This window comes from Variovorax sp. 05L425, assembly GCF_056397705.1.
On record NZ_JBFTNY010000002.1, the window covers coordinates 164,993 to 188,044 of the forward strand.

Annotated in this window: 28 protein-coding genes; 15 read left to right on the forward strand and 13 right to left on the reverse strand. The window is 60.5% G+C overall.

Annotation, left to right across the window (positions count from 1 at the left end; genetic code table 11):
- The first annotated feature begins 85 nt into the window (after window positions 1–85).
- The 7 genes from AC1DN9_RS02930 to AC1DN9_RS02960 all read left to right on the forward strand — a co-directional run bounded on the left by AC1DN9_RS02930 (window position 86) and on the right by AC1DN9_RS02960 (window position 5,136).
- Window positions 86–562, forward strand: coding sequence for a peroxiredoxin (locus AC1DN9_RS02930; protein WP_021006537.1), 477 nt, complete (start codon window positions 86–88; stop codon window positions 560–562).
- A 191-nt stretch (window positions 563–753) separates the two neighbouring features.
- The gene (locus tag AC1DN9_RS02935) at window positions 754–2,496 is read left to right on the forward strand and encodes a PhoH family protein (protein WP_478097123.1); all 1,743 of its coding nucleotides are present in this window, start codon (window positions 754–756) and stop codon (window positions 2,494–2,496) included.
- Between the two features lie 126 nt (window positions 2,497–2,622).
- A complete protein-coding gene (locus AC1DN9_RS02940) occupies window positions 2,623–2,994 on the forward strand; it encodes a VOC family protein (RefSeq protein WP_478097125.1) in 372 nt (123 codons plus the stop codon).
- 5 nt (window positions 2,995–2,999) lie between these two features.
- The gene (locus AC1DN9_RS02945) at window positions 3,000–3,449 is read left to right on the forward strand and encodes an EVE domain-containing protein (protein ID WP_478097127.1); all 450 of its coding nucleotides are present in this window, start codon (window positions 3,000–3,002) and stop codon (window positions 3,447–3,449) included.
- Window positions 3,450–3,468: 19 nt separating this feature from the next.
- Window positions 3,469–3,924: a GyrI-like domain-containing protein gene (locus tag AC1DN9_RS02950; protein ID WP_478097128.1), complete on the forward strand. Its 456-nt coding sequence runs from the start codon at window positions 3,469–3,471 to the stop codon at window positions 3,922–3,924.
- Window position 3,925: 1 nt separating this feature from the next.
- Window positions 3,926–4,411, forward strand: a complete 486-nt coding sequence (locus AC1DN9_RS02955; RefSeq protein WP_478097130.1) for an MGMT family protein — start codon at window positions 3,926–3,928, stop codon at window positions 4,409–4,411.
- A gap of 8 nt (window positions 4,412–4,419) precedes the next feature.
- On the forward strand, window positions 4,420–5,136 hold the full coding sequence (locus AC1DN9_RS02960) for a helix-turn-helix transcriptional regulator (RefSeq protein ID WP_478097132.1): 717 nt from the start codon (window positions 4,420–4,422) through the stop codon (window positions 5,134–5,136).
- Here the strand turns inward: AC1DN9_RS02960 and dnaB are convergent, their stop codons facing one another.
- From dnaB to ppsA, 7 genes are all read right to left on the reverse strand, one after another.
- Entirely contained in the window at window positions 5,137–6,540 is a 1,404-nt protein-coding gene (gene dnaB / locus AC1DN9_RS02965) for a replicative DNA helicase (RefSeq protein WP_478097133.1), read from the reverse strand.
- A 167-nt stretch (window positions 6,541–6,707) separates the two neighbouring features.
- On the reverse strand, window positions 6,708–7,160 hold the full coding sequence (gene rplI / locus AC1DN9_RS02970) for a 50S ribosomal protein L9 (protein WP_478097134.1): 453 nt from the start codon (window positions 7,158–7,160) through the stop codon (window positions 6,708–6,710).
- Between the two features lie 12 nt (window positions 7,161–7,172).
- Window positions 7,173–7,454, reverse strand: coding sequence for a 30S ribosomal protein S18 (gene rpsR, locus AC1DN9_RS02975; protein ID WP_007830781.1), 282 nt, complete (start codon window positions 7,452–7,454; stop codon window positions 7,173–7,175).
- A gap of 21 nt (window positions 7,455–7,475) precedes the next feature.
- A complete protein-coding gene (gene priB / locus AC1DN9_RS02980) occupies window positions 7,476–7,778 on the reverse strand; it encodes a primosomal replication protein N (protein ID WP_478097136.1) in 303 nt (100 codons plus the stop codon).
- Between the two features lie 4 nt (window positions 7,779–7,782).
- On the reverse strand, window positions 7,783–8,157 hold the full coding sequence (gene rpsF / locus AC1DN9_RS02985; protein WP_093109828.1) for a 30S ribosomal protein S6: 375 nt from the start codon (window positions 8,155–8,157) through the stop codon (window positions 7,783–7,785).
- A gap of 101 nt (window positions 8,158–8,258) precedes the next feature.
- Entirely contained in the window at window positions 8,259–8,759 is a 501-nt protein-coding gene (locus AC1DN9_RS02990; protein ID WP_478097138.1) for a hypothetical protein, read from the reverse strand.
- 210 nt (window positions 8,760–8,969) lie between these two features.
- Window positions 8,970–11,363 carry a phosphoenolpyruvate synthase gene (gene ppsA, locus AC1DN9_RS02995; RefSeq protein WP_478097140.1) on the reverse strand — a complete coding sequence of 798 codons (2,394 nt, stop codon included), beginning with the start codon at window positions 11,361–11,363 and terminating at the stop codon, window positions 8,970–8,972.
- A 191-nt stretch (window positions 11,364–11,554) separates the two neighbouring features.
- Here ppsA and ppsR point away from each other — a divergent pair, with 191 nt between their 5' ends.
- Window positions 11,555–12,376 (forward strand): posphoenolpyruvate synthetase regulatory kinase/phosphorylase PpsR, encoded by an 822-nt coding sequence (ppsR, locus tag AC1DN9_RS03000; RefSeq protein WP_478097142.1) that lies wholly within the window; start codon window positions 11,555–11,557, stop codon window positions 12,374–12,376.
- Window positions 12,377–12,394: 18 nt separating this feature from the next.
- Here the strand turns inward: ppsR and ahpF are convergent, their stop codons facing one another.
- Window positions 12,395–13,972 carry an alkyl hydroperoxide reductase subunit F gene (gene ahpF / locus AC1DN9_RS03005; protein WP_478097530.1) on the reverse strand — a complete coding sequence of 526 codons (1,578 nt, stop codon included), beginning with the start codon at window positions 13,970–13,972 and terminating at the stop codon, window positions 12,395–12,397.
- An 80-nt stretch (window positions 13,973–14,052) separates the two neighbouring features.
- Window positions 14,053–14,625 (reverse strand): alkyl hydroperoxide reductase subunit C, encoded by a 573-nt coding sequence (gene ahpC, locus AC1DN9_RS03010; protein ID WP_478097143.1) that lies wholly within the window; start codon window positions 14,623–14,625, stop codon window positions 14,053–14,055.
- A 235-nt stretch (window positions 14,626–14,860) separates the two neighbouring features.
- On the opposite strand from ahpC, the gene bfr reads away from it, so the two are divergent.
- The 6 genes from bfr (at window position 14,861) to hemP (ending at window position 18,059) form a co-directional block, all read left to right on the forward strand.
- Window positions 14,861–15,337, forward strand: a complete 477-nt coding sequence (gene bfr / locus AC1DN9_RS03015; protein ID WP_478097145.1) for a bacterioferritin — start codon at window positions 14,861–14,863, stop codon at window positions 15,335–15,337.
- 189 nt (window positions 15,338–15,526) lie between these two features.
- Entirely contained in the window at window positions 15,527–15,799 is a 273-nt protein-coding gene (locus tag AC1DN9_RS03020) for a (2Fe-2S)-binding protein (protein WP_478097146.1), read from the forward strand.
- A 102-nt stretch (window positions 15,800–15,901) separates the two neighbouring features.
- Entirely contained in the window at window positions 15,902–16,600 is a 699-nt protein-coding gene (locus AC1DN9_RS03025) for an energy transducer TonB (RefSeq protein ID WP_478097532.1), read from the forward strand.
- Window positions 16,601–16,620: 20 nt separating this feature from the next.
- Window positions 16,621–17,334 carry a MotA/TolQ/ExbB proton channel family protein gene (locus tag AC1DN9_RS03030; protein ID WP_478097148.1) on the forward strand — a complete coding sequence of 238 codons (714 nt, stop codon included), beginning with the start codon at window positions 16,621–16,623 and terminating at the stop codon, window positions 17,332–17,334.
- 5 nt (window positions 17,335–17,339) lie between these two features.
- Window positions 17,340–17,753 carry an ExbD/TolR family protein gene (locus tag AC1DN9_RS03035; RefSeq protein WP_478097150.1) on the forward strand — a complete coding sequence of 138 codons (414 nt, stop codon included), beginning with the start codon at window positions 17,340–17,342 and terminating at the stop codon, window positions 17,751–17,753.
- A 93-nt stretch (window positions 17,754–17,846) separates the two neighbouring features.
- Complete coding sequence (hemP, locus tag AC1DN9_RS03040) at window positions 17,847–18,059, forward strand: hemin uptake protein HemP (protein ID WP_478097534.1); 213 nt, start codon at window positions 17,847–17,849, stop codon at window positions 18,057–18,059.
- A 178-nt stretch (window positions 18,060–18,237) separates the two neighbouring features.
- On the opposite strand, the gene AC1DN9_RS03045 is transcribed toward hemP, so the two are convergent.
- Window positions 18,238–18,645, reverse strand: coding sequence for a GlcG/HbpS family heme-binding protein (locus AC1DN9_RS03045; RefSeq protein ID WP_478097152.1), 408 nt, complete (start codon window positions 18,643–18,645; stop codon window positions 18,238–18,240).
- A gap of 173 nt (window positions 18,646–18,818) precedes the next feature.
- Here AC1DN9_RS03045 and AC1DN9_RS03050 point away from each other — a divergent pair, with 173 nt between their 5' ends.
- Window positions 18,819–19,520, forward strand: a complete 702-nt coding sequence (locus AC1DN9_RS03050) for a Bax inhibitor-1/YccA family protein (protein WP_478097154.1) — start codon at window positions 18,819–18,821, stop codon at window positions 19,518–19,520.
- 45 nt (window positions 19,521–19,565) lie between these two features.
- Here the strand turns inward: AC1DN9_RS03050 and rlmD are convergent, their stop codons facing one another.
- Genes rlmD through AC1DN9_RS03065 form a run of 3 tightly spaced genes read right to left on the reverse strand, consistent with a single transcriptional unit; the run spans window position 19,566 to window position 23,045 of the window.
- A complete protein-coding gene (gene rlmD, locus AC1DN9_RS03055; RefSeq protein ID WP_478097156.1) occupies window positions 19,566–20,999 on the reverse strand; it encodes a 23S rRNA (uracil(1939)-C(5))-methyltransferase RlmD in 1,434 nt (477 codons plus the stop codon).
- Window positions 21,000–21,041: 42 nt separating this feature from the next.
- Window positions 21,042–22,088, reverse strand: coding sequence for a sigma-70 family RNA polymerase sigma factor (locus tag AC1DN9_RS03060; protein ID WP_478097158.1), 1,047 nt, complete (start codon window positions 22,086–22,088; stop codon window positions 21,042–21,044).
- Between the two features lie 6 nt (window positions 22,089–22,094).
- Window positions 22,095–23,045 (reverse strand): peptidoglycan DD-metalloendopeptidase family protein, encoded by a 951-nt coding sequence (locus tag AC1DN9_RS03065; RefSeq protein ID WP_478097160.1) that lies wholly within the window; start codon window positions 23,043–23,045, stop codon window positions 22,095–22,097.
- Window positions 23,046–23,052: the final 7 nt, after the last annotated feature.

Consider the following 23,052-nt stretch of genomic DNA (forward strand, 5'->3'; position numbering starts at 1 on the left):
CCCTCAGTTAGCAACGACCAATCCTCCATGAACCCGACGCATCCGATGTGGGCGGGCATGGAATCAAACGGAGAAAACAAGTTTCATGGCGATCGTTGTCAACAAACCCATCCCCGAATTCGACGCCAATGCCACCGGCGGCCTGAAGGTCTCGAACACCTCTCATCTCGGCCACGTTCTGGTCATGTACTTTTATCCCAAGGACAACACGCCAGGCTGCACCACCGAAGCCATGCAGTTCAGGGACCGATACAAGGATTTCGAAAAAGCCGGCGCTACGGTGTTCGGCGTGTCGCGCGACAACATGAAGTCGCACGACGAATTCAAGGCCAAGCTCGAACTTCCCTTCGAACTGATCGCAGACACCGAAGAAAAGATGTGTCACATGTTCGGCGTGGTCAAGAACAAGATCATGTACGGCAAGAAAGTCAAGGGCATCGAGCGCAGCACCTTTCTCATCGGCGCCGATGGTGTGCTGAAGGCGGAATGGCGCGGGCTCAAGGTCCCAGGCCACGTTGACGACGTGCTCAAAGCTGTCAAGGCGCTCAAGAAAGCAGCCTGATCTGCAAAGTGTGTGAGGTTTTGCGCAGTCGCGTTGGCGGCGCGCAACGAACACAGGAGGCGACACACGCGATGTGCATAATGGCCCCATGCCGTTGAGCTCCGCGACCGCATCCACCGAACAAAGCCGCCCAGGTCTTCAGGCGGCTTTTTCGCTTTCTGGCCCCTCCACTTTTGCGAGCAAACCGCCCCATGCCTCTGCCCCCCGCCCCTACAAAACGCGCCGCATTGCTTTCGCCGGACGCACACGATGCACCGGCCCGCTCCTCGCACGGAAGGAGTGGCCGTCGCTCCTCTGATCGCAGGTCGGAAGAAGCCGGAACGAACGGGCCTCGGCCACTTGAACTGTTCGACCGGCACGCCGCCGAAGGCGGAGGCGCCATTGAAGCACCGCCGCTGCCCAGGGCGAAGACGCCTGCACCTGTACCGCAAGAAGCGCCGCCTCGTCGCATAGAGCCACGCGCAAGCGCGCTCGTCCCGGAGCAGCAAGGCCACACTCGCTCCAAACGCAGCAAGGCGAATGGCCCCGCCAAGCTTTTCGTTCTGGATACCAATGTGCTGCTGCACGACCCGATGTGCCTCTTCCGCTTCGAGGAGCACGACATCTTCCTGCCGATGATCGTCCTGGAAGAACTCGACGGCCATAAAAAAGGGACAACGGAAGTCGCACGGAACGGCCGCCAGACCAGCCGTACCCTCGATGCACTGGCCGCCGCGCAAGGCGCCGACATCGGCAAGGGGTTGAAGCTCGACACCACCGGTCACCGCGAGGCCGGCGGCAAGCTGTTCTTCCAGACGGCCCCGCTGGACTATTCCTTGCCGACCAGCCTGCCGCAGGGCAAGGCGGACAACCAGATTCTGGGTGTGGTCCAGGCGCTGCGCGACCTCTACGTCAAGGATGCGCCGGGCCGCCCGAAGCAGGAAGTAGTGCTGGTGTCGAAGGACATCAACATGCGCGTCAAGGCACGCGCGCTCGGCCTCGCCGCCGACGACTACCAAAACGACAAGACCCTGGAAGATGGAGACCTCCTGTATTCCGGGTCGCTCGCGTTGCCGGCGGACTTCTGGACTCGCCAGAGCAAGACGATCGAAAGCTGGCAGAGCGGTAGCAGCACGTTCTACCGGATCAGCGGACCCATCGTTCCTAACCTGTACATCAATCAATTCGTCTACTTCGAGGCGCCTGGCGAGCCGAGCATGTATGCGCGAGTGACCGAAATTCGGGACAAGACGGCTGTCCTCAAGACGCTCAAGGACTACGGTTCGGTCAAGAACGCAGTCTGGGGCGTAAACACGCGCAATCGCGAGCAGAACTTTGCGATGAACCTGCTGATGGATCCCGAAGTCGATTTCGTCACACTGACCGGCACGGCAGGGACTGGCAAGACGTTGATGGCGCTGGCCTCCGGCCTGACGCAGGTCCTCGACGATCGTCGCTACACGGAGATCATCATGACTCGCGCGACCGTGAGCGTGGGCGAGGACATCGGCTTCCTTCCGGGCACGGAAGAAGAAAAGATGGGCCCTTGGATGGGTGCGCTCGACGACAACCTCGAATTCCTCGCCAAGGGCGATGGCGGCGGCGCGGGCGAATGGGGCCGCGCCGCCACCAATGAGCTGATCCGCAGCAAGATCAAGATCAAGAGCATGAACTTCATGCGAGGGCGTACCTTCCTCAACAAGTACGTGATCATCGACGAGGCGCAGAATCTGACGCCGAAGCAGATGAAAACGCTGGTCACCCGTGCAGGTCCTGGCACCAAGATCATCTGCATGGGCAATCTGGCACAGATCGATACACCCTATCTCACGGAAGGTTCGTCGGGCCTGACTTTCGCGGTCGACAAGTTCAAGGGTTGGCCGCACAGCGGGCACATCACCCTGGCGCGCGGCGAACGCTCACGCCTGGCGGACTTCGCGAGCGACGTTCTGTAGGCCGCAGCCGCTTGCTCCCAGGGCGCTGAGGCGCCCTTTTTTGCCTCTGCCAACGCTCCTGACAACACGCTGTCAGGAGCTGTCGCGCAGCATGAGGGCTTCATTCACTGCTTGAGGAAGCCACTCATGACCACATCCATCAATTGGTTCGAAATCCCGGTTGCCAACATGGATCGCGCGCAGTCGTTCTACGAAAAGGTTCTTGGTCGGACACTGAAGCGCGAGGATTTCGGCGGCGGCGTCATGGCCGTCTTTCCGTATGAAAGCCCCGCAACCGGCGGATGCCTGACGGCCGGCGCCACCAAGGTGGCTGCATCGGGCAGCGGGGTCCGCATCTACCTCGACTGCGCACCGAGCATCGATGCCGCACTTGGGCGCGTGGCGGAGGCGGGCGGGCAAGTCATTCTCCTGAAAACCGAATTGCCGGCGGGAATGGGCTTCTTCGCTCATCTGCGCGATACCGAGGGCAACGAGGTCGGCCTGCACGCGCTGGTCTGAAGGCGATGACACGCAAGAATTGGATCGCGGTCGCGAGCGCGGAGCACGCTCGTCGCGGCCGCGACGATCCGAAAGGCGGCTTCATGCAGGTGGGGCACGGCCAGCTCGCGCCCCTCAAACGCATCTCCGCCGGCGACCGCGTTGCCTACTACTCACCCACGACCGAACTCGGCCGCGCCGACAAACTGCAAAGCTTCGTGTCGATTGGTGTCGTTCACGGAGACACGCCCTACGAAGCAGCTATGGGCAATGGCTTCGTGCCATGGCGTCGGGACGTACGTTACGCGGCAGCGCGCGAAGCACCGATCCTGCCTCTGATTGACCGGTTCGACTTCGTCGAAGACCCCACGCGATGGAGTTCCAAGTTTCGCTTCGGCCTGTTCGAAGTCGATGAGCACGATATTCGTCTGATCGCCGGCGCGATGAACGCCGACCTCCAGTCATTGGAATTTTGATTTCTTCATGGAGAAAAGCATGCAACCCGAACTTCAGCGGCTGGATGCCTTCCACGTCGCCGGCCTCACAGCGCGCACCACCAATCGCGACGAAACCGATCCGCAAAATGCGCGAATCGGCTCACTGTGGACCCGCTTCTTCGACGAGCGCATCTACGAGAAAACGCCGAATCGCAAGGCCGACATGCACCTCTACGGCGTCTATTCGGGCTACGAGACCGACGCGCACGGTGCCTTCGACATCACCACCGGCGTCGCAGTCACTGATGCGCCTGCAGCGGTGCGCATCGAAGGCGGCGACTACCTCGTGTTCACCGGACAGGGTGAAATGCCGCAAATGGTGCTCGCCGTGTGGCAGACGATCTGGCAGTATTTCGAGGCTCACCCCGAAATCAAGCGTTGCTACCGCAGCGACTTCGAGGCCTACAGCGGCCCCGAGCAGGTGGCCATCCACATCGGGGTGCAGTTGGACTGACATGAAATCGACCCCCGACAGGCGCGGCAAGAGCTGGCGAGAACGACTCGCAGGCTACCCGCATCTGCCGAACGTCAAGCCGATTCCGGAACGCATGCAGGGGCGATTCGGGTATGGAACCATCGTCACACCCTCGCCGCGTGAAGTCGACGCGGCAATGAGACGGGTACCCGAAGGCCGCCTCGCCACCGTGCTTGGCATCAGCGATCATCTCGCCCGTGAGCATGGCACAACCATCGGCTGCGCGGTGACCACTGCGATCTTCGCGAGCATGGCGGCGCGGGCAGCGGACGAAGACAGAAAGGCGGGTCTGACAGAATTCACTCCGTACTGGCGAACCCTGAAAGGCAACGGCGAGTTGAATCTCAAATACCCGGGCGGTCTCGATGAACTCATGCAGCGACTCGAATCCGAAGGCCACACCGTGGTCCAGCGTGGACGGCGCTATTTCGTCGAAGACTTCGAGAAGAAGCTGATCGGAAGCTGATCGTTGCTATGCGCCGTGCCGACCGCCTTTTCCAGATCGTCCAGATCATTCGCGGGCGCCGTCTCACGACGGCCGCTTTTCTCGCACAGCGCCTGGAGATTTCCGAACGCACCGTTTACCGCGACATCGCCGACCTGCAGCTTCAAGGAGTGCCGGTCGAAGGCGAAGCGGGCGTCGGCTATCGACTAGGCTCGGGCTTCGATCTGCCACCGCTTATGTTCACCCAGGACGAAGCCGCGGCATTGGTCGCATCGGCGCGCTTGGCGCAGAGTTGGGTGGATGCTGCCATGGCGCGCGACATCGAATCGGCGCTGGGAAAAATTCTGTCGGTACTGCCGCCTGCGGCGCGCGTGTCGGCCGAGAGCCTCGCGCTTTATGCGCCAGCGTATTCACTCGACGACGGCACACGCGCCCGGTTGCAGACATTGCGCGAAGCGGTGCAGGCACGCCAGAAGCTGCGCATGGACTATCGCGATGTCACCGGAGCGCCGAGCCAGCGCACAGTGCGACCGCTGGGCTGCTTCTATTGGGGCAAGGTATGGACCTTCTCCGCCTGGTGCGAACTTCGCGAGGACTTTCGCGGCTTCAGGATCGACCGCATCAATCAGATCGAAGTCCTGCCGGAGCGTTTTCGCGACGAACCAGGCAAAACCCTGGCCGACATGCTTCGGCGACTTCAGTCGGACTCGCAGAAAGCAAATTCGCCCGAGCGCCAAAACGGCTGATCAAAAATCGTCGCTACCCATGGCGAGATTTTCAAACTTGGTGAGTGGCTTGAGGAATGCAAGCTTGACGGTGCCGGTCGGGCCGTTCCGGTGCTTGCTGATGATCACTTCGGCGACGCCCGGCTCTTTGCTGTTCTTGTCGTAGTAGTCGTCGCGGTAGATGAACATGATGATGTCGGCGTCCTGCTCGATGGCACCGGACTCGCGCAGATCGCTCATCATGGGGCGCTTGTCAGTCCGGCTTTCCACCCCGCGGCTGAGCTGCGACAGCGCGATCACGGGGCATTTGAGCTCCTTCGCCAGCATCTTCAATCCACGCGAGATTTCACCAACGGCGGTGGCTCGATTCTCGTCGTTCATGCTGCTCGACACACTCATCAGCTGAAGGTAGTCGACCACGATCAGGCCAAGTTTCCCGTACTGCCGGGCGAGCCGACGGGCATTGGCGCGCAGTTCGCTGGTGGTGAGACCCGGTGTTTCGTCGATGTGCAGCGACACGTTGCGCAACTTCTCGATCGCCTCGGTCAAGCGCGGCCATTCTTCGTCAGTGAGCTTGCCGGTCCGCAGGTGCCCTTGGTCGATTCGCCCGATTGAACCGACGATACGCACCGCGAGCTGCGAGGCACCCATTTCCATCGAGAACACCGCAACCGGCAACCCTTCGTTGAGCGCGACGTGCTCGGCAATATTGATTGCCAGCGACGTCTTGCCCATGGACGGACGTGCGGCCAGCACGATCATGTCGCCCGGCTGCAGGCCCGAGGTCATCTTGTCGAATTCGTAGAAACCTGTGCGGACACCGGTAATGTCGTTGGGGTTCTCGGCCATCTCGGTCACGCGGTCAAGCAACTCGACCACCAGGGAGTCCATGCCCTGGAAGCCTTGCTTCATGCGCGAGCCTTCTTCGCCGATATTGAAGATCTTCTGCTCAGCCTCGTCCAGGATCTTGTCGACCGGCTTGCCCTGCGTGTTGAACGCGTTGGTCGCGATCTCGTCGCTGGCGCTCACCAACTTTCGCAAGATCGAGCGCTCGCGCACGATCTCTGCATAGCGGCGGATGTTGCTCGCGCTCGGCACGTACTGCGCGAGCGAATTGAGATAGGCAAGACCACCGATCTCCTCGGCCTTGCCGAGGTTCTGCAACTGCTCGTAGACGGTGATCACGTCCGCAGGCTTGCTGGCGTTGATCAGCGTGCCGATGGCCGCATAGATCAGCTTGTGCTCATGCCGATAGAAATCGCTGTCCACCACAACGTCACCCATGCGGTCCCAAGCGCCGTTGTCGAGCAGAAGGCCGCCGAGCACGCTCGATTCGGCTTCAATCGAATGCGGGGGGATGCGTAGCTGCGCGATCTGGCGATCTGTCGACGGGTCGTTATCGGCGTAGGAAAAAACAGCGGACATTGAGTTCCTTGCAACCCTGCATGCTAAGCCGCGCATCGCTCGGCGTCACGTGGACAAGGCTGTGAATAAACGGTGATCTTCCGGTGCAGCGTGCGGGACAACACGGCCGGCCGAAAAAAAAGCCGCCCGAAGGCGGCTCTTGGCACGGGTGTGAGCCCGCAATGCGATCAGGCGCTTTCGCCGTACACCGTCACGGCGATTTCAACCACCACGTCGGTATGCAGTGCAACGCTGACGGTGCTGTCGCCGACGATCTTGATCGGACCGTTGGGCATACGCACCTGCGACTTTGCAACCTTGTAGCCGAGCTTGTTGAGTTCGTCAGCGATGTCATGGTTGGTCACAGAGCCGAACAGACGGCCGTCAACGCCAGCCTTCTGCGTCAGCTTGACTGTAGTGCCTGTGAGCTTTTCGCCCTGGGCTTGCGATTCGGCCAACTTGGCCGCCGCCGCCTTTTCGAGCTCGACGCGCTTGGCTTCGAATTCGGCCTTGTTGGCTTCAGTTGCGCGGCGAGCACGGCCCGTAGGAATCAGAAAATTCCGTGCGTAGCCGTCCTTGACCTTGACGATCTCGCCCAGCACACCGAGGTTCACAACCTTGTCGAGAAGAATGACTTGCATGTTGTCTGCTCCTTAGACGCGGTGTTGGTCGCTGTACGGCACCATTGCGAGGAAGCGCGCGCGCTTGATCGCAGTGTTGAGCTGACGCTGATAGATAGCGCGCGTGCCGGTCAGGCGAGCGGGAATGATCTTGCCGTTTTCGCTGATGAAATCGCGCAGGGTGTCGATGTCCTTGTAGTCGATTTCTTCGACACCAGCGACGGTGAAGCGGCAGAAGCGCTTGCGCTTGAACAGCAGCGACTGGGTATTGCGCTTCGGGCGCTTGTCTTTGTTGAATTTCTTGAACGTGGCCATTTGGGGACCTCTTATCGAAAATTAATCTTGCTGAAAGTCCTGGATGTGTAGAACCGCATGCTTGCCGTTGCCCGGAGTGGCGAGGAAACCCTGAAAACGCCAGAGACTTCCAAGAGCCTGCCTTGCGAGTCGTTCGGCAACTACGCCGAACGCAACGGCTTTGAGGGCCGTTTTAACCTGCCTGAGCTGTCCTGCCTCGGAAATCGTCGACTCGTGTTCGAGTCTCAAATCGACAGCGGGTAGACCGGCGGGCGTAAAACGCAGAACTCCGATTTCGGCGACGCAGGCAGTCAGCACGAGCTGATTGACTGCGGCGGCACTCACACAATCAGTTGTTGTTGGCGGCGTATTCGGCCTGCTGGGCCTTGCGGGCCTCTTCGCGCTCGACCGTCTTCATCATCGACGAAGGGCCGGTTTCGGCCTTCTTCTTGACCACGGTGAGGTGGCGCAGAACGGCGTCGTTGAACTTGAACGCATGCTCCAGTTCGGCCATCACAGCTTGTTCAGCTTCGATGTTCACGCACAGGTAGTGCGCCTTGTTGAGCTTGTTGATCTGATAGGCCAGTTGACGACGGCCCCAGTCTTCAACGCGGTGGACCTTGCCGCCGCCGGCCGTGATCAGGCCTTTGTAGCGCTCCAGCATGGCTGGAACTTGTTCGCTTTGATCCGGGTGGATCAGCAAGATGATTTCGTAGTGACGCATAGCGCTCCTTGTGGGTCTTCCGTAGAAGGGATTAAGCCACCCGCAGCGTCGGTCGCGGTGTGGCAAGGCAAAGCCAGAAATTATAGCAGGCGCTTGCCCGTTCAATCGCCGATCAATGCGCGCTCCAGCGCCACGACCTTCTCCGGGCCCACGGCACCCCGGATTTTTGGAAGTAGGTCGAGCAATTCCTCATAGGTAGAGGTCTTCTCCACCGACAGGTTGAGCCTGAATCCGCGCAATCCGAGCCCTCCGGTGAGCTGCGTCGCGATGGGATACGCATCCTTGTAGCGCTGCTGATTCGAGCGACCATCAACTGGCTGAGGGACGATGGCCGCCGGCGCCGGCTCCGCGGAAACGGATCGGAGCTGCGCCGGCACCGCGCCTGAGCTGGCGCTCCCCACCGATCCATGTGAATTCTCGAGCAACCCGAGTTGGACAAGTTGATCTATATCCTCTCGGGTGATGCCTACCCCGGCATCGATCACATCGCTCACGGACCGCTTGCCGTCAAAAAGAATGAACGCGGAGCGCTGTCGCGCGGTCAGCCGCAACGATCGATCCTTGAGCACCTGGTGCCCAGCTTCTGTCTTGACAAGAATCATGCTTTCGATGCCAAAGTCGGAACGCACTCAACGCTGGTCAGCCGACCAGCGTGTACGCCCCCTGTACTGCGCCCCCTTGGGAGGCAAGTTTGACATCAAAGATGCATCTGGTTGCAAATACAACAAGCTGACATAGGGATTACAACGATCCGTGTGACCTAAGTCGTTGCGCAGCGGTGACAGTTCGGTCGTCCCCGCCGCGCCTTCCCTTTAGCGTTGAGCAAGTTGCTTCCAGGTATCAATCACGCTGTCAGGGTTGAGCGAAATCGACTCGATACCCTGCTCCGCCAACCACAGGGCAAAGTCGGGATGGTCGCTGGGGCCCTGTCCACAGATGCCGACGTACTTGCCCTGCGCCTTGCAGGCCTTGATCACGCGACTGAGCAAAGCCTTGACGGCCGGATCGCGCTCATCGAAGTCCGCTGCGAGCAATTCGAGTCCGGAGTCGCGATCAAGACCCAGCGTAAGCTGGGTCAGATCGTTGGATCCGATCGAGAAGCCGTCGAAGAACTCCAGGAACTCCTCCGGCAGGACGGCATTGCTCGGCACCTCACACATCATGATCAGCTTGAGTTCGTTTTCCCCTCGCCTCAGGCCGTGTTCGCCCAATAGCTCCGTCACCCGCTGGGCTTGGCCGAGCGTGCGCACGAAAGGCACCATGATCTGGACATTGGTCAGGCCCATTTCATTGCGCACGCGCTTGAGCGCCTCGCACTCCATGGCAAACGCCTCGCCAAAATCCTCGCTGAGATAGCGTGCTGCGCCACGGAAGCCGAGCATCGGGTTTTCTTCCTCGGGTTCGTAGCGGCTGCCACCGATCAGCTTGCGGTATTCGTTCGACTTGAAGTCGGACAGGCGAACAATCACCGGCTTCGGCCAGAAAGCGGCGCCGATGGTCGCGATACCCTCCGCCACCTTGTCGACGTAGAACGCACGCGGGGATGCATGCCCACGCGCGACCGATTCGACCGCCTTCTTGAGATCGGCGTCGACATTCGGGTAGTCGAGGATCGCCTTGGGGTGCACTCCGATGTTGTTGTTGATGATGAATTCCAGCCGCGCCAGACCGACGCCATGGTTCGGCAATTGAGCGAAGTCGAAGGCCAATTGCGGATTGCCGACATTCATCATCACCTTGAGGTCGATGTCCGGCATCTCTCCCCGCTTGACTTCAGTCACTTCGGTTTCGAGGAGCCCGTCGTAGATGAAGCCCGTGTCGCCCTCGGCGCAGCTCACCGTGACGAGCGTGCCGTCCTTCAAGAGGTCCGTGGCGTCACCGCAACCGACGACAGCCGGAATGCCGAGTTCGCGCGCGATGATGGCCGCATGGCAGGTACGCCCGCCACGATTCGTGACGATGGCGGCGGCGCGTTTCATCACCGGCTCCCAGTTGGGGTCGGTCATGTCGGTCACGAGCACGTCGCCGGCTTGCACCTTGTCCATTTCGCTGATGCTGTGGACCAGGCGAACGGGGCCGGTGCCGATCTTCTGCCCGATTGCGCGCCCCTCAGCCAGCACGGCACCCCTGCCAAGCAGCTTGTAGCGCTGTTCAGCCTTGCCCTGCTGCTGGCTTTTCACGGTTTCAGGACGGGCTTGCAGGATGTACAGCTGTCCGTCGGTGCCGTCCTTGCCCCACTCGATGTCCATGGGGCGGCCATAGTGCTCTTCGATGACCAGCGCGTACTTCGCAAGTTGCTCGACGTCGGCATCGCTCAGCGAATAGCGGTTGCGCTGTTCGGCGGGAACGTCGGTGGTCTTGACCAGCTTGCCAGTGGCCGCCTTCTCTGCCGCGGTGGCGAACTCCATCTGGATCAGCTTCGAACCCAGACTCCGGCGAATGACCGCACGATTGCCAGCCCTCAGCGTCGGCTTGTGCACATAGAACTCGTCAGGGTTGACGGCGCCCTGCACGACCGTTTCGCCCAGACCATAGCTGGATGTGATGAAAACCACATCTTCGAAGCCGGATTCGGTATCGATGGTGAACATCACGCCGGCGGCTCCCAAATCGCTGCGTACCATGCGCTGGACGCCCGCCGAGAGGGCCACCACATCGTGCGCAAAGCCCTTGTGGACCCGGTAGCTGATCGCGCGGTCGTTGTAGAGCGAAGCGAAGACCTCTTTCATCTTGTGAAGGACATCTTCAATGCCGACCACGTTCAGAAAGGTTTCCTGCTGACCCGCGAAGGAAGCATCCGGCAAGTCTTCGGCGGTGGCCGACGAACGAACGGCAAAACTGGCCTGGGGATTGCCAGCCGAAAGGGTGGCGAATGCCGTTTGAATGGCTTTCTGCAGGTCGGCCGGGAATGGTTGCGCCTCGACCATCGCGCGGATCTCCGCGCCGGCAGCGGCCAGGGCCCGCACGTCCTCGGTATCGAGCTTTGCAAGCCTTGCGCTGATCTTGTCGGCCAGGCCATCGTGAGCGAGGAACTGCCGGAATGCGTGCGCCGTGGTCGCAAATCCCGTAGGAACACGCACACCCTGGGGCAACTGGGAAATCATCTCGCCGAGGCTGGCATTCTTGCCACCGACCGACTCGACGTCGGTCATCCTCAGGTTTTCAAACGGTACGACCAGGGCGGTCGCTTCGAAGAGTGCAGACATGGGGAAGCTCCAGAAGTTGAAACTGATGCTGCATGCAGGCGGCTCAACGCGATCATTCTTCTTGCTTTGGGCGCTGACGAGGGGTGCATGGAAGGATTTCGGTAGGGAACGGCGATCCGCATTCCCGATAATGGGCCGAATTGTAGGCGCGCCACGGATCGGCGCGCGCCTATGGAAAAGGCAGCCAGATCATGCACACCCGCACCGTTTTCTTCGTCTCTGACGGGACCGGCATCACCGCCGAGACCTTCGGGAATGCTGTTCTCGCTCAATTCGAAATGAAGCCCCGCCATGTGCGACTGCCCTTCACGGACACGGTCGACAAGGCGCACCAGGCGGTTCGACGGATCAATCACACCGCAGAGGTCGAGGGCTTGCGCCCAATCGTCTTCACGACGTTGGCAAACATGGAAGTGCTTGAGGTGATCGAAACCGGCTGCAAGGGCATGCTGCTCGACATGTTCGGCACCTTTGTTCGCCCGCTCGAAATCGAACTGGCGATGAAGTCGAACCATCGTATCGGCCGCTTCAGCGACGTGAGCAAGAGCAAGGAATACAACGAGCGGATCCAGGCCATCGATTTCAGTCTTGCGCACGACGACGGCCAGAGCAACCGGGATCTCGACGGAGCGGACGTGATTCTGGTCGGCGTCAGCCGCAGCGGGAAGACGCCGACCTCGCTGTATCTCGCCATGCAGCATGGCCTGAAAGCGGCCAACTATCCGCTCATCCCCGAGGACTTCGATCGCCGCCAATTGCCGCCCGCCCTGCTGCCGCACCGCAAGAAGATCTTCGGCCTCACGATCCAGCCCGAACGGCTGAGCGAGATTCGCAACGAACGCCGGCCAAACTCGCGTTATGCCAGCATCGAGAACTGCCGGCACGAAGTCAGCGAGGCCGAGGCCATGATGCGACGCGCGGGCATTCGATGGCTTTCAACCACCACAAAGTCGATCGAAGAAATCGCGACCACCATCCTGCAGGAGTTGCGTCCGGAGCGGCTGACGTACTGAGCCGCCCGGGAGTCGAGGTCAGGCGGCGACCGCTTCCTCGGCAGGCGCGGAGGTGCGGATCAGGTGATCAAAGGCGCTGAGAGCGGCCTTCGCTCCGTCGCCCGCCGCGATGATGATCTGCTTGAACGGCACCGTCGTCGCGTCGCCGGCTGCAAACACGCCCGGCACGGAAGTCTGCCCCCTCGCGTCGACCACGATTTCCCCGTGCTTCGACAGCTCGACGGTACCTTTGAGCCAATCGGTGTTCGGCACCAATCCAATCTGTACGAACACGCCTTCGAGTGCCACTCGGTGGCTCTCGCCTGTCGCGCGATCCTTGTAGATCAGGCCATTGACCTTCTGTCTGTCGCCCGTGATCTCGGTCGTCTGCGCATTGGTGACGACCGCGACATTGCTCAGGCTGTGCAACTTGCGTTGCAGCACGGCGTCGGCTCGGAGCTGCGTGTCGAATTCGATCAGGGTGACGTGCCCAACGATGCCGGCCAGGTCGATCGCAGCTTCGACGCCCGAATTGCCACCGCCGATCACGGCGACCCGTTTGCCCTTGAACAACGGACCGTCGCAATGCGGGCAGTAGGCCACGCCTTTGTTCTTGTATTCGTGCTCTCCCGGCACATTGATATTGCGCCAGCGTGCCCCGGTCGAAATCACGACCGAACGGCTCCTGAGCGAGGCACCGCTTTCGAGCTTGATCTCGATCACTTCGTCGCCCGGTACAAGGGCGGCGGCCCGCTGCAAATTCATGATGTCGACGTCGTAGTCGCGCACATGCTCTTCGAGGGCGAGAGCGAACTTGGGCCCTTCGGTTTCCTTGATCGAGATGAAATTCTCGATACCCATGGTGTCGAGCACCTGGCCACCGAACCGTTCGGACGCCACACCCGTGCGAATTCCTTTGCGCGCCGCATAGACAGCCGCTGCCGCACCTGCAGGACCACCACCCACAATAAGTACGTCGAACGGTTCCTTTTCGGCAATCTTCTTGGCTTCGCGCTCGACGCCGCTGCTATCGATCTTTGCGAGGATTTCTTCAAGGGTCATGCGACCTTGCCCGAACTCCGTTCCATTGAGGAAGACGGTCGGGACGGCCATGACCTGGCGCTCCTTGATTTCATCCTGGAACAGCGAACCATCGATCATCGTCGTCTTGATGCGTGGGTTCTGTGTCGACATTAAGTTAAGCGCCTGCACAACATCCGGACAGTTGTGGCACGTCAACGAGATGTAGATCTCAAACTCGAAATCACGATCGAGCGCTCGAATCTGTTGAAGCACGGCGTCATCGACCCTGGGCGGGTAACCGCCGACCTGGAGCAATGCAAGCACCAGCGAAGTGAACTCATGGCCCATCGGCAGCCCGGCAAAACGTGGCCCGTGGTTTTCGCTCGGCCGATTGATCGAGAAGGAAGGCTTGCGTTGGTTGTCGCCACGGCTCTCGGTGACCTTTACCAGTGCGGAAGATTCCTCAATGTCCTTCAGCAGCGATTGCAGATCGCTCGATGCCTTGGTGTCATCGAGCGACGCGACGATTTCGACCGGCTGACTGATGCGATCGAGGTAGCTTTTGAGTTGCGACTTGGTGCCGGCGTCGAGCATGGTGGAACTCACTTCGTGGTTGCGAACGGAAATAAAAAAGCCCGGGAGCCGGGGCGCCCGGGCCGTGGCGCGGAGGTGACTTAGATCTTGCCGACCAGGTCGAACGAAGGCTTCAGCGTTTCGGCGCCTTCCGTCCATTTGGCAGGGCAGACTTCACCGGGGTGGGCCGCGACATATTGCGCAGCCTTTACGCGGCGCAACAACTCGGCTGCATCGCGGCCGATGCCGTTGTCGTGCACTTCGATCGTCTTGATCTTGCCTGCGGGGTCGATCACGAAGGTGCCGCGATAGGCGAGGCCTGCATCCTCACCCTCTTCGATCAGCACCTGGAATGCACGCGCGAGTTGCTGGCTCGGGTCGCCAATCAGGGGGTATTGCACCTTGCCGATCGTGTCCGACGTGTCGTGCCAAGCCTTGTGCGTGAAGTGCGTGTCCGTCGACACGCCATACACCTCGACGCCCAGCTTCTTGAACTCTGCGTAGTGATCGGCAAGGTCGCCGAGTTCGGTCGGGCACACGAAGGTGAAGTCGGCCGGATAGAAAACCACGACAGACCATTTGCCCTTGAAGTTCTCGTTGGTGACCGGCACGAACTTGCCGTTGTGATACGCGGTGGCCTTGAACGGGACGATTTCGGTATTGATCAGAGACATTAATGGGTTCCTTGTTACTGATGAAAAAAACGAGTAATCAGTATAACTACCAATTGCATCATATTGATAGTTTTACTCTATGCAAAACGGAGCCAATCCCTATGAGGGCAAGGGCGGTCACGTCGAATGCGAACACTTATCAGCCTCACACGCATGCAGAGCGGCGCAGCGTGGGTTTGCTTGCGCCGCGGCACGACAAGCTCACAATCGACCCTTTCAAGAACAAGGAAAAACCATGAAGGGCGACCCTCAAGTCATCGGCCATCTCCAGGCTCAGCTGAAGAACGAACTGACTGCGATCAACCAGTACTTTCTTCACTACCGAATGCTCAAACATTGGGGTTTGGACAAGCTTGCCAAGAAGGAGTACGACGAATCGATCGGCGAGATGAAGCACGCGGACAAACTCATGGACCGCATCTTCATGCTGGATGGCCTTCCCAACCTCCAGGACTTGGCCAAGCTCAACGTGGGCGAAGATGTCCCCGAAATTCTGGAGTGCGACCTCAAGTCGGAAACCGGTGCGCAAGCGACCATCAAGGCGGGCATCGCCCATTGCGAAGCAGTGCGCGACTATGTATCGCGAGACCTTCTGCAGGAGATCCTCGACGACACGGAAGACCATATCGACTTCCTCGAAACCCAGATCGATCTGGTCGGCAAGGTAGGGTTACAGAACTATCTGCAATCGCAGATGGGCGAGATCGAGTAGAGCTACCCAACATCACGCTGGCGGGGCACGACCCCGCTTTTTTTGGCAGCGTCAGCGGACCACTCGCTCAGGGACTGACGGGGCATCACCGTTTATCGCCTTGCCGGCGCGATAGTTATTGCAAATGCGAAGAATTCGTATTTATAATGAACTCCTCTTCAAAACAGCCAGCCAAGTCGCTTCCAGGCCATGATCGTTTGCGTATGCCGCCGTGTCTCTGACCGTGAAATCGCACGCCATGTGCGCGCCGGCATGACTTTTGACGAAGTGCAGTTTGAACTCGGCGTGGCCACCCAGTGCGGCCAATGTGAAGGCTGCGCGCGCGATGTCGTCGCCCAATGCAGCGCTTTGCACCCGGTCGCCGCGCTCACCCGCGAAACGAACCCAAGGGCGATCCAGCTTGCCAATTCCATCAAGGAAAGCAACGCATGGAACTCTTCGCAGCCCTCGTCGGCAGCCTGATCTTCGTCGCCAGTTCAGTCTGGTGGATTTTTCGCAAGTAGTTGGCCTAGCGGTTCTGCTGCATCCGGGGCACTTCAAGGCGTGCTCATTCTCGAATGGTTGATCGTGTCTGACCGCTTCTCCTCCCCCTCTACATCGGCCCTTGGGCTGTCGCGCAATGCTGTTATTGCGGGCGGCGTAGTTTTGGCGCACGTGGCCGCCCTCTGGGCACTGCAAAGCGGCCTCTTGCGCCGCGCCGCGGAGGTGGTCATTCCGGTGGAAATCTTGGGTGAGTTCATCGAACCTCCCAAGCCAACCGAGCCACCACCGCCCCCACCACCGCCACCGCCCGAACCCAAACGGCAGATCACGAAAACGCCACCGCCGCCCCGGCCGCAGGCCATTCGAGAGGCGAAGCCGACACCCGCGCCAAACGCACCGACGGGCAGCATCGAGCCGCCGCCTCCGCCTGCACCGATCGCGGCGCCGGCTCCTCCAGAGCCAGCGGCCCCTGCACCTGCGCCGCCAGCACCGCCGGCAGTCCAGTTGCCGTCAAGCAATGCAGACTATCTGCAAAACCCCAAACCAATCTACCCCGCCATCAGCAAGCGCCTTGGCGAGCAAGGGAAGACGGTCGTGCGCGTACTGATCGACGTCGACGGCCTTCCCAAGCAGGCGAGCATTCGCACATCAAGCGGCTACGAACGACTGGATGAGGCAGCACGCACTGCGGTCATGAGTTGGCGCTACGTGCCAGGTAAACGCAACGGAGTCGTTGAACCCATGGAGTTCAACGTGCCGATCAACTGGGTACTCAATTAATCTTTCTGGAGCAATTTCGCATGAATTCCCAATTTGGCCTGATGAACGTCTGGCATCAAGGTGACTTCGTCACCAAAGCCGTCGCCCTCCTGTTGATCGGCATGTCGCTCGCCTCGTGGATCGTCATCCTGGTCAAAGCGCTCGACGTCATCAGGTACAAGCGCTTGGCCAAGCATTCGCAGGACTTCTGGCACAGCGAGGACTTCGCGACCGCGCTCAACAAGCTCGGCAAGGACGATACCAATCCGTTTCGAGCGCTTGCACTCGAAGGCCGCGAGGCCGCCGCACATCATCGCAACACGAAAGCCCACCTCCACGATGCGCTCGACGTGAGCGACTGGATCACGCGCGCACTGCGCAATGGCATCGACGAATTTACAGCACGCGTGCAGACTGGACTCGCTATCCTGGCGTCAGTGGGCTCGACCGCTCCATTCATCGGTTTGTTCGGCACCGTGTGGGGCATCTATCACGCGCTAATGAGCATCGGGTCCGCCGGCCAAGCAACGATCGACAAAGTAGCCGGCCCGATCGGCGAAGCGCTGATCATGACGGCGCTGGGACTTGCAGTCGCGATTCCCGCGGTTCTGGGATACAACGCGCTGGTTCGGGGCAACAAATTTGTGCTGACCAAGCTCAATAGCTTTGCGCACGATCTGCACGCCTACTTCGTAACCGGCGCCCGTGTACAAAGCGGCGGCGAGGCCACGGTCGTTGCACTCAAGAAGGGCTGAGCATCATGGCCTTCGGAACCCAAGACGAACCTGATGAGGTCATGAACGAGATCAACATGACCCCTTTGGTGGATGTCATGTTGGTGCTCTTGATCATCTTCATCATCACCGTCCCCGTCATGAAGCATGCAGTGAATATCGACCTCCCGCGCGCCACTAGCGAACCCGAACAGACGAAGCCGCAGAACATCTTGTTCACCGTAGCGGCGGACGGCTCCTACTACTGGAACGAACAGAAAATCGATGATTCCGAATTGAAGGGGCGGCTCGCCGTCGAAGCCGCCAAGGAGCCCCAACCCGAGTTGCATATTCGCGGCGACAAGGCAGTTCGGTATGAGCGCGTCGCGCAGGCGATGTCTGCGGCTCGCGAAGCAGGCGTGCGCAAGATCGGCTTCATCACTGAACCTGATCCCAAGTGAGGCATGGGTGCAAGCCAAAAATCTTCATCGATCCGATTGACTTTTTATTGAGAATCATTATCATTTGTGAATCGCTTCGATAAAGAGCTTCAAATGCAAACTACGCCCAACGCCTTCCCCATATTGAGCCATCCCTCATTGGACCATGCAGGTGGCGGCCGCGCTTCAGGCGATGCAATGCGGCCTGCAGCCCTGGTCGAAAGCACGGAACTTCTCAAAGGCGGCAAGACGGTCGGTATCCTGCACAACGGCTCGCTCTATCGTCTGCAAGCCACCAAACTCGGCAAGCTGATCCTGACCAAATAAGATTCAGCTGCGCTTCTCGGGCAAGTTTCATCGTGGGGCGACTCAAGGAGATTCCACTCCAAAGGGTCGTTTTTGCTAGCCAACGGTTCGCCGACCAGCCAAGCTTTTTTTCCCCATGAGGCCCCCCAAAAAAACGCCGACCCAAGGTCGGCGTTTTTGCTTTGCGCGGACGACAATCTCAGAGGCCGATTGCGGCGATGCCGGCCCGTGCGATCTGCGCGTCTTCGTTCGACTTCACGCCGCTCACCCCAACTGCTCCGATCACGTGGCCATCTTTCACGATGGGTACGCCGCCTTCAAGCAACCCATGCACGCCAGGAGCCGTCAGGAAGGACGTACGGCCGCCGTTGATCATGTCCTCATAAGTCTTGCTTTCACGTCGGCCCATCGCGGCCGTGTGGGCCTTGGCAGGGGCGATGTGCGATGAAAGCGCTGCAGCACCGTCGAGGCGCTGCAACCACAACAGATTGCCGCCGTCATCGGCAATGGCGATGGTCACTGCCCAGTTGTTCTTGAGCGCTTCGGCTTCCGCTGCCGCTGCGATCGCCTTGACATCGGCAAGTTCGAGAAATGACTTTGTCTTCATGATCTTCGGGGAAAGTTGCGTAACCCCCAAGCATAGCGCTCGCATCGTCCAGGGCCGCCACCCCGGCGCGCGCTAAGACTGTCCGGACACGGGTATTTGTGAATTGCCGCCCTTGCAGCGGCCTAGAATGCGCCCAAACTGCAGCGTTGCAGCACACACCTGGAGTTTCAGCAATGAACGACCGCGTCAACACCCTCGATACATCAGTCGCCTACGGCCAGACACTGGCTCAGGCGGATCGGCAGCGCGTCCTGCGCAATACTTACTGGCTGCTTGCCCTGAGCCTTCTGCCAACCGTCCTCGGCGCCTGGTTGGGCGTTGCCACGGGCATTACTCGCTCCCTCACGGGCGGCCTGGGACTCATGGTGTTCATGGGCGGCGCGTTCGGCTTCATGTTCGCGATCGAAAAGACAAAGAATTCGGCGGCGGGCGTCCCGGTTCTGCTGGGCTTCACCTTCTTCATGGGCCTGATGCTGTCGCGCCTGATCGCGATGGTGCTCGGATTCAAGAATGGCTCCGAACTCATCATGACCGCCTTCGGTGGCACCGCCGGCGTGTTCTTCTTGATGGCTTCGCTCGCCACGGTGATCAAACGCGACCTCTCGGGGATGGCGAAGTGGCTGTTCGTTGGAGCCATGGTTCTGATGGTCGGCGCAATCATCAATGTGTTCGTCGGTTCGAGCGCTGGCATGCTGGCGATCTCGGTTGTCGCCATCGGGATCTTCTCGGCCTATATGCTGTATGACCTCAAGCAGATCATCGACGGTGGCGAGACGAACTACATCAGCGCAACGCTCGCGCTCTATCTGGATCTTTTCAATGTGTTCCAGAGCCTGTTGATCCTGCTCGGCGTCTTCGGCGGCGATCGCGATTGACGCAGCTTCGCCTTCCTTCAAAAAGGGCCCCTTGAGGGCCCTTTTTCATGGGTGGTCGAACACCGCGATCGACTCCACATGCGCCGTGTGCGGGAACATGTTGACCACCCCCGCAAACGTGCACCGATAGCCCGCCTGATGGACCAGCAGCCCCGCATCACGCGCAAGCGTTGAAGGATTGCAGCTCACGTAGACGATGCGCTTCGGGGGCGCCCATCCCTCGCGCCCGACTCTGCCCTGCTGATGTAGATCCGCAAGCGCCTTTGCGAGCGCAAATGCTCCTTCGCGCGGCGGGTCGACGAGCCACTTTTCCGCAGCACCGTCAGCCACGAGCATCTCAGGCGTCATCTCGAACAAATTGCGCGCAACGAATCTCGTCGCTACGAGCGAGCGCCGGCCGGGCACGGCGGGTCGATTGCGCTCGAAGTTGTCGGTGGCGCGTGCCACCAGCGTATCGCTGCCTTCGATGCCCAGCACCTCGCGCGCCCGGCTCGCAAGCGGCAGCGTGAAATTCCCCAGGCCACAAAACCAGTCGATCACGCGTTCGTCCGACCGCACGTCAAGCAGACGAAGCGCGCGACTTACGAGCACGCGATTGATGTGTGGGTTGACCTGTGTGAAATCTGTCGGCTTGAACGGCATCCTCACGCCGAACTCAGGCAGTTGGTAGGCCAGAGGGGGGCCCCCCTCTTCAAGCAACTTGACCGTCTCGGGTCCCTTGGATTGCAGCCACCATTGGACGCCCTCGTGCTGCACCGCGAACGCCTTGAGCCGGGCAATGTCAGCACCCGACAACGGCTCCAGATGCCGCAGCACGAGCGCGATGACGCCCAAGCCAAGACCGTCCGGTGCGTCGCCACAGGCCAACTCGATTTGCGGACAGGTATCGCGAGCATCCAACGAACCGATGAGTTCCCGCAACGGCATCAGCATGTCGCTGACCTGTGCTGGCAACACCGGGCATACCTTCATGTCTGCCAGATAGCGGCTCTTGCGCTCATGGAAGCCGATCAGCACCGTTCCCTTCTTCACGACGTGGCGTACGGACAGCCGCGCGCGGTAGCGATAGTGCCAGGCAGGCCCTTCGAGCGGACGCAACATGTTCTCGGGACGCACCTTGCCGAGATGCCATAGGTTGTCCTCCAGCGCGCGCTGCTTGACCGCGACCTGTGCGGCCGCATCGAGGTGCTGCATCTTGCAGCCGCCGCAAGCACCCGCATGCAAGCCGAAATGGGGACAGCCCGGCCGCACTCGCTGCGAAGACTCGCGGCCAATTGCCGTCACGGTGCCTTGCTCCCAATTGTTCTTCTTGCGGTGCACGTTGAACTGCACCTCTTCGAAAGGCAAGGCACCTTCAATGAACACCACCATGCCGTCGGCCTTGTGCGCCACGCCTTGTGCATCAAGGTCGAGCGACTCGACCTGCAGCCATTCACCGCCAGAACGCTGCGCCTCTTTCTTCTCAATCGAATCCGTCATGGCCGAATTGTCTCAGGCCAAGGGAACGGATATTCCCAGACCCTACAAAAGTGCGTCGCGCTGCACACCGGCGCGAGCCAACTGGCGACGCATCTTGGCGAGCGCCTCGTTCTGGATCTGCCTTACGCGTTCACGCGTAAGGCCGAGACGCACACTCAGGACCTCAAGCGTTTCGGGATCGCGATCATGCAAACCGTAGCGGCCTTCGAGGACTTCGCGCTCGCGCTCGGTGAGCACAAGAATCCATTGATCGAGGAGTTTCTCGACCTCGTGCGTCTGAGTGACGCCGGTCGGGTCGGCGCCTTCATCGTCCGACGCCACGGTATCTGCAAGCGTAAAGCTTTCATCGCCGCGTTCGCTGCCCGCATCCAATGAACGCGGCGCTTCCGCAAGCGCCATCAAGTCCGCCACCTCTTGCACCTCACGCCCGAGAAGTGCCGCGACGTCTTCGACCCGCACGCCATCAGGCCGGCGAGCGAGAAACTCTGAATCACCTTCCAGAGCGCGGCGGGCACGCATCACTTGCTGGAGTTCGCGCACCACATGCACCGGCAACCGAATCGCGCGTGCTTGCATCATCGCCGCACGCTCGATCGACTGTCGGATCCACCATGTCGCGTAAGTCGAGAAGCGGAACCCGCGCTCCGGCTCGAACTTGTTGATCGCATGCATCAGGCCGAGATTGCCTTCTTCGATCAGGTCGGCCATGGGCACGCCGCGTCCGAGATAGGCCTTCGCGATGTTGACCACCAGGCGAAGGTTGTGCTCGATCATCGATTGCCGAGCCGCAAAATCACCGGCACGCGCAGCGCACGCGGCTCGGTATTCTTCTTCGGGAGTGAAAAGCTGAGTTCGCCGGATCTCACGCAAATAGAGCGTCAGCGAGTCGCCGCCTTCACCCGCCACGTCAACCGGAAGGCCATCGCGCGGATTGCCGCCGCGGCCCTCTTCGGCGTTCCCATCTACAGCCCCGTGGAACGCAATCGAGACCCCAGCTCCGGCGACTCGCGCCGAATCGAAACCCGAAATCCCGCCATCACCCGCCGCTCGCCGCACGACCGAAGTGCGATAAGGGCGAGAAGCGGCCATGGCATGCTAGCGCGGTGGCAGGTACCGAGCCGGGTCGACCGGCTTGCCCTGACGGCGAATTTCGAAGTGCAGCTTGACACGGTCTGCGTCACTGTTGCCCATCTCGGCAATCTTCTGCCCCTTTTGCACCGACTGATCCTCCTTGACCAGCAGCGTGCGGTTATGCGCGTAAGCAGTGAGGTAAGTGTTGTTGTGCTTCAGGATGATGAGGTTGCCATAGCCCCTCAAGCCCGCACCAGCGTAGACCACACGCCCATCAGCCGCCGCAAGCACGGAGTCGCCCGCCTTGCCGCCAATGTCGAGACCCTTGTTCTTGGCTTCGTCGAAGCCGGCGATCAAGGAGCCTTGCGCCGGCCAGATCCAGCCCACGTCTTCATCACCGGATGCCGCAGCGGCTGGTGATGTTGGCGACGCTGTCACGGGTGAGGCAGGCTTGGCTGCCGGGCTTGTTGCCGCGGTAGCACCCGCCGCAGCCGCCGCGGTTGCCGGCGCAACAATCGGCTGCGTCACAGGTCGCGTCACGACCCCGGATGCATCCGTGCCTGCGGCGGCCGATGTTGCAGGCGCCGTCGCACTGCCTCCGGCTGGAGGGATGACGCGCAGAACCTGCCCCACTTCAATCAGATCGGGGTTATCGAGATTGTTCCAGCGCGCGATGTTCTGCCAGCTCTGGCCTGTTTCGGTGCCGATGCGGCGAATGGTGTCGCCAGGACGCACGGCATAGTAGCCAGGCTTGCCATAGTTCTCGATGCCAGGCAGCGGCTTGCCGGATGCGTCGGTGGTGATAGGTGGTACACCAGGAGTTGCAGTTCCGTTCGCCCCTGCGGTCGGTGCGCGAGCCATGGTGCCGCGATCTTCGACGGGCACCGGACCGCGCGGTGCTCCACACCCCGCAATCACGAGCGCGAACACCAGCGTCATGCCGGCGAGCCAGCCCCGATTGCCAAAACCCTGCATGTGTTCT